This is a genomic window from Streptacidiphilus sp. EB129 (assembly GCF_041262645.1).
GTDB lineage: Bacteria > Actinomycetota > Actinomycetes > Streptomycetales > Streptomycetaceae > Streptacidiphilus.
In genome coordinates, this window is record NZ_JBGCCS010000055.1 from 24,366 (window position 1) to 34,113 (window position 9,748).

At 73.4% G+C, this 9,748-nt stretch carries 9 protein-coding genes; 6 read left to right on the forward strand and 3 right to left on the reverse strand.

The genetic code is table 11. The features are described 5' to 3' along the window. Positions 1–82: 82 nt before the first annotated feature. From ABH925_RS34990 to ung, 4 genes are all read left to right on the forward strand, one after another. The gene (locus ABH925_RS34990; protein WP_370155084.1) at positions 83–814 is read left to right on the forward strand and encodes a hypothetical protein; all 732 of its coding nucleotides are present in this window, start codon (positions 83–85) and stop codon (positions 812–814) included. Further along, entirely contained in the window at positions 807–1,856 is a 1,050-nt protein-coding gene (locus ABH925_RS34995) for a class F sortase (RefSeq protein ID WP_370155087.1), read from the forward strand. Before ABH925_RS34990 ends, ABH925_RS34995 begins: the two co-directional genes overlap by 8 nt. A 53-nt stretch (positions 1,857–1,909) precedes the next feature. After that, complete coding sequence (locus ABH925_RS35000) at positions 1,910–2,704, forward strand: TetR/AcrR family transcriptional regulator (RefSeq protein WP_370155090.1); 795 nt, start codon at positions 1,910–1,912, stop codon at positions 2,702–2,704. A gap of 82 nt (positions 2,705–2,786) precedes the next feature. Beyond that, on the forward strand, positions 2,787–3,485 hold the full coding sequence (gene ung / locus ABH925_RS35005) for a uracil-DNA glycosylase (RefSeq protein ID WP_370155093.1): 699 nt from the start codon (positions 2,787–2,789) through the stop codon (positions 3,483–3,485). Positions 3,486–3,521: 36 nt separating this feature from the next. Here the strand turns inward: ung and ABH925_RS35010 are convergent, their stop codons facing one another. Continuing rightward, the gene (locus ABH925_RS35010) at positions 3,522–4,163 is read right to left on the reverse strand and encodes a DedA family protein (RefSeq protein WP_370155095.1); all 642 of its coding nucleotides are present in this window, start codon (positions 4,161–4,163) and stop codon (positions 3,522–3,524) included. A 394-nt stretch (positions 4,164–4,557) separates the two neighbouring features. On the opposite strand from ABH925_RS35010, the gene ABH925_RS35015 reads away from it, so the two are divergent. Both ABH925_RS35015 and ABH925_RS35020 read left to right on the forward strand, forming a co-directional pair. Beyond that, positions 4,558–5,832: a hypothetical protein gene (locus ABH925_RS35015; RefSeq protein ID WP_370155097.1), complete on the forward strand. Its 1,275-nt coding sequence runs from the start codon at positions 4,558–4,560 to the stop codon at positions 5,830–5,832. 162 nt (positions 5,833–5,994) lie between these two features. After that, the gene (locus ABH925_RS35020) at positions 5,995–7,701 is read left to right on the forward strand and encodes an MFS transporter (protein WP_370155099.1); all 1,707 of its coding nucleotides are present in this window, start codon (positions 5,995–5,997) and stop codon (positions 7,699–7,701) included. Positions 7,702–7,769: 68 nt separating this feature from the next. Here ABH925_RS35020 and ABH925_RS35025 read toward each other — a convergent pair whose 3' ends face one another. Beyond that, a complete protein-coding gene (locus ABH925_RS35025; protein WP_370155101.1) occupies positions 7,770–8,438 on the reverse strand; it encodes a thiol:disulfide interchange protein DsbA/DsbL in 669 nt (222 codons plus the stop codon). Between the two features lie 223 nt (positions 8,439–8,661). Continuing rightward, a complete protein-coding gene (locus ABH925_RS35030) occupies positions 8,662–9,333 on the reverse strand; it encodes a hypothetical protein (RefSeq protein WP_370155104.1) in 672 nt (223 codons plus the stop codon). Positions 9,334–9,748: the final 415 nt, after the last annotated feature.

Genomic DNA, 9,748 nt, shown 5'->3' on the forward strand with positions numbered 1-9,748 from the left:
TGGATGAATCGTCATATTTTGCTCTGGTATGGGTGAACTGCCGAGATCCTGCCGCGGCTGCCCAGGACCGAGAGGAATCCCGATGGCCACGCTCTGCGCAGCCCTCACCGGTGCGGCGGTGTCCGCGCTGGTGCTGACGGCCGCCGCTCCCGCCGTCGCCGCGACGGGCGGGGGCCAGGGCGGCGCCGGTCAGGTCACCTCGCTGGTGACCACCGACAACGGCGCCGCCGACCCCGACGTGCTGACCCTGGACCCGGGCACCACCCGCCCCGGCGGGACCGTCGACCTGCGTACCTTCGCGCCCTGCGAGGGCGCCAATACCGGCACCGTCACCTCCCCGGCCTTCGGCGCCCCGGTCCTGCTGGCGCCTGCGGCGGACGGCGGGCTGTTCGCCGAGGCCCGGGTCGGCGGGGACACCGAGCCGGGCGGCTACCGCGTCGTCGACAGCTGCGGCGGCAAGGTCGTCGCGGTGGGCACGCTGCGGGTCGCGGAGCTGGGCGGCCTGGACACCGGCGGCGGCTGGGGCGCCACCCGGGCGGTCGCCCGGGTGGCCGCCGGTACGGAGGCGGGCGGCCTCGGCGCGGCGGGGCTCGGCAGCGCGCGGCGGGGGACCGCGCGGCTGGAGAGTGCGCGGCTGGGCAGCGTGCCGTTGGGCAGCGCGCGGCTGGGCAGCGTGTCGTGGGGTAGTGAGCGGCTGGGTAGCGTGCCGTTGGGGAGTGTGCGCTCGGCCGGCTCGCTCGCGCTGACCGGCACGGCCGCCGTCGGCGGACTGCTGCTGCTGCGGCGTCGGCTCCGTGGAGCGGGTCGTGGCTGACCGGCCGGGACCGGCGCAGCCGCCGGGACCGTTGCGGCGGCCGGGGCTGCTTCGGCCGTTCGGCATGGTCTCGGCGGCGCTGCTCGCGCTGTCGCTCGGCGGGTCCCTGCTCGGCGTGGCCGATCCGGCCGCGGTGGCCCCGGTGGGAGCGGTCCTGCCGCTGCATCCGGCGGCGGTGGCCGGCTCCGACGCGGTGCCGGCCGGCGCGGTGCCGGCCGGCGCGCGTGCGGCGGGGGCGCGTGCGGCGGCGGCGCACGCGGCGCGGGGCACGTCCCGGGCCTCCGCCGTGGCCGGTGCCGCCGGCAAGGGCGGTCCCGGCCAGGGTGGGCCCGGGCGGGGCGCGCCAGGCCAGGGTTGGCCGGGCCCGGGTGGGCCCGGTAAGGGTGTGGCAGGGCAGGGCGCGCGGGGCCCGGGTGGGCCCGGCCAGGTTGCGGCAGGGCAGGGCGCGCCGGGGCAGGGCGCGGCAGGGCAGGGCGCGGCAGGGCAGGCCATGGCCGGCAGGGGTGCGCGCGGTGGGGCTGCTGCGCCGAAGGCGGGACCGGGCGCACCTCCGGCCGGTGCCGGGCACGCGCCGGTGGCCCGGTCCACGCCGATCCAGCTCGCGGTGCCCTCGATCGCCCTGACCGCGCCGCTGCTCGGCCTCGGCATGGACAGCGCGGGGCGGCCCGAACTGCCGCCGTTCTCGCAGCCGGGCACGGCCGGCTGGCTGCGCGACTCGGCCACCCCGGGCGAGGCCGGCACCGCCGTCCTGGTCGGGCATGTCGACACCGCCACCGGCCCGGCCGTGTTCTGGAACCTGTCGGCGCTGAAGCCCGGCGCCGCGATCGAGGTCGCGCGGGTGGACGGCAGCACCGCCGTGTTCACCGTCGACCAGGTGCGTTCCTTCCCCAAGGCGGCCTTCCCCGGGGCCCAGGTGTATGCGCCCGCCCCCGACGCCCAGCTGCGGATCATCACCTGCGGCGGCGGCTTCGACCGCGCGCACGCCGAGTACACCGGCAACGTGGTGGTCTTCGCCCACCTCAGCGCGGTGCGCAGCGGCTGAGATGCGTACCATGTACGCACTACCCACGGGTCGACGCAGCGAGGAGGCGCCCGGTGGCCGCGCAGAAACCGACGCCGGTGCCCGGTGCACCGCGCCCGCCGGTCTGGGGCCGGATGCGGACCGGCGGACGCGGGCCGCAGCCGTCGCTGAGCCTCGACGCCATCGTCGGCTCCGCCGTCGCGCTGGCCGACGCGGAGGGTGTCGAGGCGGTGTCGATGCGCCGGATCGCGGCCGAGCTCGGCGTGGGCACCATGTCGCTCTACCGCTATGTCGAGACCAAGGATGACCTGCTCGACCTGATGACGGATCAGGTCATGGGTGGGGGAGGCGGGTTGGGGGACCCGCTGACCGACGACTGGCGCGCGGACCTCCGGGGCATCGCACACGGCTACCGGCGGCTGATGCTGACCCACCCCTGGGTCCTGCCGATCTCCGCCAGCCGGCCGCCGCTGGGGCCGAACGTACTGCGCCGTACCGAACGTCTGCTGGGTGTCCTGGACGGCCAGGGTCTCAGCATCGACGAGATGTCCCGGCTGACCGGGACGCTGATCGCCTGGGTGCGCGGCGTGGTGCTGACCGAGATCGCCGAGGCGGAGGCGGCCCGGCACACCGGCCAGACCGAGGACGAGTACCGGGGTGTTGTCGGCCCCTATCTGATGACGGTCCTGGCCGAGGGCGAGCACCCGCTGCTGGCCCGCTTCGTCGCCGAGGCGGACGACCGCCCCGACCCCGACGAGGGCTTCGCCTGGGGGCTGGAGCTGATCCTGGACGGGGTCGAGGTGGCCTTCGAGCGCATGCGTGCGCAGGACCGGGCTGCGGAGCCCGGCCTGCGGGCGCACGGGAGTTGAGCGGTCCGTTTGGGGCGTTGTCAGTGCGGACCGATACGGTCGGTGCAGTCGGATCGAACGAGTACCGCGGAGGCCATCCACCATGTCGTCACCTGACCAGACCGCCCTCGACGAGTTCGTGCTGCCCGAGTCGTGGCGCGGGGTGCTCACCGAGGAGACGGCCAAGCCGTACTTCCACCAGCTGGCCGGGTTCGTCGCGGGGGAGCGCGCCGAGCAGCAGGTGTTCCCGCCGGTCGGCCAGGTGTTCTCGGCCCTGGAGTCGACCCCCTACGACAAGGTCAAGGTGCTGCTGCTCGGGCAGGACCCGTACCACGACGACAACCAGGCGCACGGCATGTGCTTCTCGGTCCAGCGCGGGGTACGGATCCCGCCGTCGCTCCGCAACGTCTACAAGGAGCTGGAAGCCGATCTGGGCATCCCCGCGCCCGCGCACGGGAACCTCCAGTCCTGGGCGGACCAGGGGGTGCTGCTGCTCAACGCGGTGCTGACGGTCCGCGCGCACCAGGCCAACTCGCACAAGGGCAAGGGCTGGGAGCAGTTCACCGACGCGGTCATCCGCGCGGTCAACGACCGCGCCGAGCCGGCCGTGTTCGTGCTGTGGGGCAACTACGCCAAGAAGAAGCTTCCGCTGATCGACACCACCCGCCACGTGGTGGTGCAGGGGGCGCACCCGTCCCCGCTGTCCGCGAAGCTCTTCCTGGGGAGCCGGCCGTTCTCGCAGATCGACAAGGGCCTGGCCGACCTCGGGCTGACCCCGGTGGACTGGCGGCTGCCGGCCTGACCCGGCCACGGCTGTCGACGATGTCCGTCCCGGCGGTCAGGCCGCCGGGAGGACCGCTTCCTCTGCCTCGTCCGTCTCGGTGGCGGTGCGGGCGGCGCGGATGGTGCGGCGTTCGCGCTGCACCCAGCGGGCGATCAGCGCGCTGACCACCGTCGCGGTGAGGCAGGACACCCCGAAGCTCAGCCAACTGGTGTTGAAGGTGTGCGCGTTGAGGTAGCCGAGGCCGACGATGTAGCAGGCCCAGACCGCCGAGGACACCGCCGACCACTGGATGAAGCGGCGCAGCGGCCGCGTGGTGGTTCCGATCGTCAGGTCCAGTACGGAGCGTCCGCCGGTGACGAAGCGGAGCGGCAGCATGGTGCGGGCCGGCTTGGTCTCCAGCAGTTCCAGGATGTGGGTCGCCGCGCTCGCGGCCCCCGGCCTGCGGTCCAGTCGCCGCTGGGCCCAGCCGGCGCCGCGCCGTGCCGCGCGGAGCAGCAGCAGGTCCCCGGAGAAGGAGGCCAGCGCGACGGCGAACGCCATCAGCACCGGCGAGGGGGCCGAGCGGGAGGTGTCCAGGGTGGCGGCGATGACCAGCGACCCGTCCGGGATCAGCGGCATGAAGGCGTCGGCCAGCACGGCGAGCAAGGCGATGATCAGGAGCCACGAGGAGCCGAAGAGGGCTGCGTTCGCGCTCAAGGGGACTCCTGGTGATGATGGCTCATTGGCCGACGGTCGACCTGTCTGCTGCGGGGCAACGCTATCCGGTGCAATGATCACACCCCCAACCGCCCCCGAGTGACCGGGGTAACACAACTCTTACTTCCCCTCGGGCGGTCTCATCAGCCGTCCCCGGCCGGGAGCCGGGTCGTCGTTCGGTCCTGTGACAGTCCGTTCACCCTCCGTCTCCCATCGGGTCGGCGGGCGGTCGCCGGAACTTCGTAGCGTTGCCGGAGTGACTGCGACCACTGCATCCGCTCCGGCCGCCGTGTCCGCACCGGCGTCGACCGTCCCACCGTCATCCGTCCGGCACGAACGAACGCCGCAGTCCTTGGGGGGCCGCTGGCGGCGCCGGCAGCGCGGGGGCGGGCCGGTGGTCCGGCTCCGGGTCCAGGCCGCCGCCGCGCTGCTGCTGATCGCGGCACTGCTCGCCTGCGCGCTGATCTCGTTCAGTACGGCGCAGTCCGATCTGCACGAGTTGGCCTCGGTGTCACGGCCCCGCGCCGCCGCTGCCGCAGATCTTTACCAGACTCTCGCTGACCTCGACGCGCAGCACGCCAAGTCGCTGGTGGTCGGCTACTCGGCGGCCCCGCCGGCCGACGGCCAGCCGCCCACCCTGGTCGACGACGGAGTGCTGGCCTCGCTCACCGCCCAGGCCGACCGCAGCCGACTCGGCGGCGACCTGACGCTGCTGGCGCAGACCTCCGACACGGCGGGCCGCTCGGCGGTCCAGTCGCTGCTGGACAGCCTGTCCTCCTATGACGCCCTGACCGGAACCGAGGAGTTCTCGGCGACCAGCCAGACCGACCCGGTGGTCGGCCGTCCGCCGGTACTCGCCCTGGACTACTACGACCAGGCGGAAGGGCTGCTGCAGCAGACTCTGCTGCCGACCGTGCGCGGACTGCTGGCCGGCGCGGACCAGCAGGTCTCGGCGGACCGCTCGGCGGCGGCGGACCATGCCCGGCTGGGGGCGCTGCTGCTGGGCCTGATCGGACTGGTCGCGCTGGTGCTGATGGTCTGGTGGCAGGTCGATGTGGCGAGGCGGCATGGCCGGCTGCTGAACCCGGCGCTGCTGGCCGCCACTGCGGCGCTGCTGGCGGTGGCGCTGGCCGGGGGGCTGGCACTGCTGGGAGCGGCCGGGCGGATCGTTGGCGCCGTTCATGACGGCTACGCCCCGGCCGCGGCCGTGGCGCAGGCGCAGGTCTCGTCCGCGAACGCCGAGGCGGTGGAGAGCCGGTGGCTGGTGGACGGCGCCTACCGGCCGTCCCTGCAGCAGCAGTTCGACGTGATGACGCGGCAGCTTCCCGGCGAGCTCACGGGCGTCCCGGGCTCGGGCGTGGCCTCCGGCCCGGAGGCGGCGTTCCTGACCGCCGACTCCACCCTGCGGTCGCTGGCCCAGGGCGGGCAGCCGGACCAGGCGGCAGTGCAGCTGACCGGTGTGACGCGTGGTCAGATCGCCTTCGCCTACTTCGACTTCAGCAGCCGACTGGGTGACCTCGCGGCGCAGCGGGCGGCGGTCTTCGACTCCGGGGTGCAGGCCGCCGGCGACGACCTGTCCGACTGGACCGCCATCGCGCCGGTTGCGCTGGGGCCGGCGCTGCTGCTGGTCGTGCTGGGGGTGAGGCCGCGCCTGGCGGAGTACTCCTGACGCGTCGGCCGCCCGAGGCGAGGCCCCGGGGTGGCAGTCGCCCGAGGGGACGGCCGGTGCACGGTCCGTCGTTGACGGTGTCGCCGCATTGCGTATACCTTACGCAGTAGTGCGTATGGCATACGCAATTGGCGTGCGGCCACAACGAGGGGACGAGCAGCGATGACCAGGACGGCACCAGCACGGGAACCCGCCACGGCGGGACCGGCCGAGAACCCCGCCACCGACGGGACCCCGGCCCGGACTTCGAACGGCCCCGCGGCGGCCGGTACTGCCGCGGCCGGCACCGCGGCGGGGCCCCGTGCGGGGCGCCGGGAGTGGGCCGCCTTCGGCGTCCTGGTTCTGCCGCTGCTGCTGGTCTCCATGGACGTGTCCGTGCTCTACTTCGCGGTCCCGTTCATCGGCGGCGCGCTCCACCCGAGCAGCACCCAGCAGCTGTGGATCCTCGACATGTACGGCTTCGTCCTGGCCGGCCTGCTGATCACCATGGGTGCCCTGGGTGACCGCATCGGCCGCCGGAAGCTGCTGCTCATCGGTGCGGCGGCGTTCGGCGCGGCCTCCGTCCTCGCCGCCTACTCGACCAGCGCCGTGATGCTGATCGGGGCCAGGGCACTGCTCGGCGTCGGCGGCGCGACGCTGATGCCCTCCACCCTCGGCCTGATTCGCAGCCTCTTCAAGGACGAGGCCCAGCGCGCCAAGGCGGTCACCGCCTGGACCGGGGTGATGACCGGCGGCATCGCCCTCGGCCCGGTGCTCAGCGGGGTCCTGCTGGAGCACTTCTGGTGGGGTTCGGTCTTCCTGGTCAACCTGCCGGCCATGGCCCTGCTGCTGGTCCTCGGCCCGCTCCTGCTGCCGGAGACCAGCACCACGAAGACCAGGAGCACGCAGACCAAGCGCACGCAGACCAAGCGCACGCAGACCAAGAGCGCGCAGACCAAGAGCACGGACCGCGAGCCCTTCGACATCGTCAGCTCGCTGCTGTCGCTCGCCGCGATCCTGCCGACCATCTACGGCATCAAGGAACTGGCCAACAACGGCCTCGCCGTGCTCCCCGTCGTCGCCCTGGTGGCCGGCCTCGCGGTCGGCGTGGTCTTCGTCCGCCGCCAGTACAGCCACCCCGGCGCGCTGCTGGACATGGCGCTGTTCCGCAGCCGTGCCTTCAGCGGCGCCCTGCTGATGAACACCCTGGCCATGGTGGCGATGGTCGGCATCGCCGTGTTCACCACCCAGTACCTGGAGGCCGTGCTCGGACTGAGCCCGCTGGTCGGCGCGCTGTGGAGCCTGCTGCCCTCGGTCACCGTCGGCGGCTGCGCACCGCTGGCCGCGGTGCTGGCGAAGACGCTCGACCGGGCCGTCGTCCTGGCCATCGGGTTCGTCGTCGCGGCGGCCGGCCTCGGGGTGATGACGCAGGCTCAGGCGCACTCCGGAGTCTGGCTGATCCTCCTCGGCGCCAGCCTGGAAGCGGGTGGCCTGGTCATGGTGATGTCGCTGGTCTCCACGATCCTGCTCAGCGCGGCCCCCGAGGAGCGGGCCGGTACGGCGGCCGCCCTGATGGAGTCCTTCACCGAGTTCGGCGGAGCCTGCGGCATGGCCCTGCTGGGCACCATCGGTGCGGCGGTCTACCGGGGCGACGCACGGACGCTGCTCCCCGCCGCGATCACCGGAACGGCGCGGCAGACGGCCCAGCAGACCCTCGGCGGCGCCGAGTCGGTCGCCGCACAGCTCCCCGGAGCGGCACGTGCCCAGGTGCTCGACGCGGCCCGGGAGGCGTTTGTGCACGGGATGCACGCGGCGGCCCTGGGCGGTGCGGCGCTGATGCTGCTCTCCGCACTCCTCGCCGTCACCCTGCTGCGCCGCCGCCCGGCGTAGCGGGAACGACCGCGACGGTGGCGTACCCGGCCGACACCGGGCACGCCACCGTCGCGGTCGTCCGCGCGTCAGCGGCTGCGGCGCAGCAGGTAGTCGACCACCGGGACGGTCCCCTGCACGCCGCCGGGTGCGATGAACGGTGAGGTCCGGTAGGTGCCGCCGATGATCACGCTGGGCATCTCGTGCACCTCGTAGCGCTCCCGCAGGGCTGGTGCGGCCTGCACCTCCTGCTGCACCTCGGGCGAGTTCCAGGCGTCCATCAGCTGCTGCTCGTCGATGCCCTGCAGCTGCGCCCACTCGCTGAGCGCGTCGGGCTGGGTCAGGTCCCAGTGCTCGTCCCGGACCGCGTGGAACACCGCCTGCTCCATGCTGTCGGCCAGCCCCAGCCGGTCCAGGGTGTAGTAGACCCGGGCGTAGCCCATCATGTCCGGCCTGTCGGGCCAGGCTGCCGGGATGTGGCGGATCGTCACCGGCGGGTTCTGCCGGGCCGCCCAGTCCCGCAGCGGCTGCGCGAGCAGGTAGGAGTGCGGGCAGTTGTACCAGAAGATCTCGGTCACCTCGCGCGGCGAGGCCGGCACCGGGTGCTGGAGCTGGACGTACTGGACACCCTGGACGTACTGGGCACCCGCGATCGGCGGGGCGGCCGCGGTACCGGCCGGGGCCTGCAGACCGATGAGGGTGGAAGTGAGGGCCAGCGCGGCCATCGCGCGGACCAGCGGCTTCGTGAACGAGGTCATACCGGCAACGGTGGCGACGGACGGCCCGGTCGTGCCGTTGACACGACGGCGCGGCGGGCGCATTCGCCCGTACGAGGGGCGGACACCACGCCGCCCGGCGCACCGGCTCCGGGCGGGAGCCGGACGGTGCGCCGGGCGGGCGGGTCCGCTACTGCAGGTCGTAGGTGGGGGTCGACCGTGTCGCCGAATTGGCGGTCGCCGGGCTGTCAGCAGCCGGTTCCGGTTACTGGCCGGTGCTGGCCGTACTGGCGGCCGGCAGCGTGATGGTGCTGGTGAACCAGCCGAAGTACACGCCGCAGGACACCAGCACGCCGAGCAGGCCGAGGGCCAGGCCGGCCCAGGCCACCGCGCGGACCCAGTTCGGCAGAGGCCGGGTGGCCAGGAAGCGTCCGGCGAACAGTACGGCGACGCCGACGACGATGGCGACCAGGGCGAACATGCCGTTGAACGCGGCCATCATGTGCCACGGCTTGGTGTAGCCCTCGGAGAGCTGCACGGCCGGCGACTTGCCGCCGGAGTTGATGCTGCCGATCAGCTTCTCGCGATCGTTGACCTGGCTGCCGAGCCAGGTCCCGGTGATCGACGCGAGGCCGAGCACGCCGCTGACGATCGCGGCGGCGCCGCCGAGCACCCCGGTGGAGACGGAGTCGGCGGTCAGAGCCTCCAGCTCGTCGTCGGTCAGGTCCGTGAGGTCCTTGTCCTCCGGGCTGAGCTGCTCGTGCGGACGGGGCGTCCAGACCGGCGCGGTGGGCTGCGGCGGAACCGGCGGCTGCGCACCTCCCGGGACCTTCGTGATCGCGACAGTGGGGGCCGACTCGACCGTCGGCGTCGTGCCCGGCACCGGCCCAGTGGGCTCGGAGGGCTGGGGGAAGTCGGTGGGGCTGGAGGTGGGCATGACGCGAACCCTAGTGCTCTTTTGTGAAAACCGTCTGAACCTTCCAAAGATTGTTTTCGACCAAGGACCCGCAGGTCGGGGGCGTGCGCGCAGGTGGAAGGCGTGCGACGGGGGCGGCCTCCTGTCCAGCCCCACCAGCTATTCGCGCCAGGTGTTGTACGAAACCGACCCCCGTCTCCGTGACGTGGGCCTCGTATCGTCGGACTGTGGGCTGGTCCGCCTTCTCGGCAAGCTGTCGAACGGGCGTTCGGGCGGGCATTCGGACAGACTTGGAGTGCGGACAGATGACCGTTGTGCGTGAGGCGCGTGAGGCCGAGTCGGCCGGTGGCGACAGCCGGGGGCGCGTGGCGGAGCTGGGTGCGATCCGGGAGTCGGTGCTGGCGGGGCCGAGTGAGCGGGCGACCGAGGCGCAGCA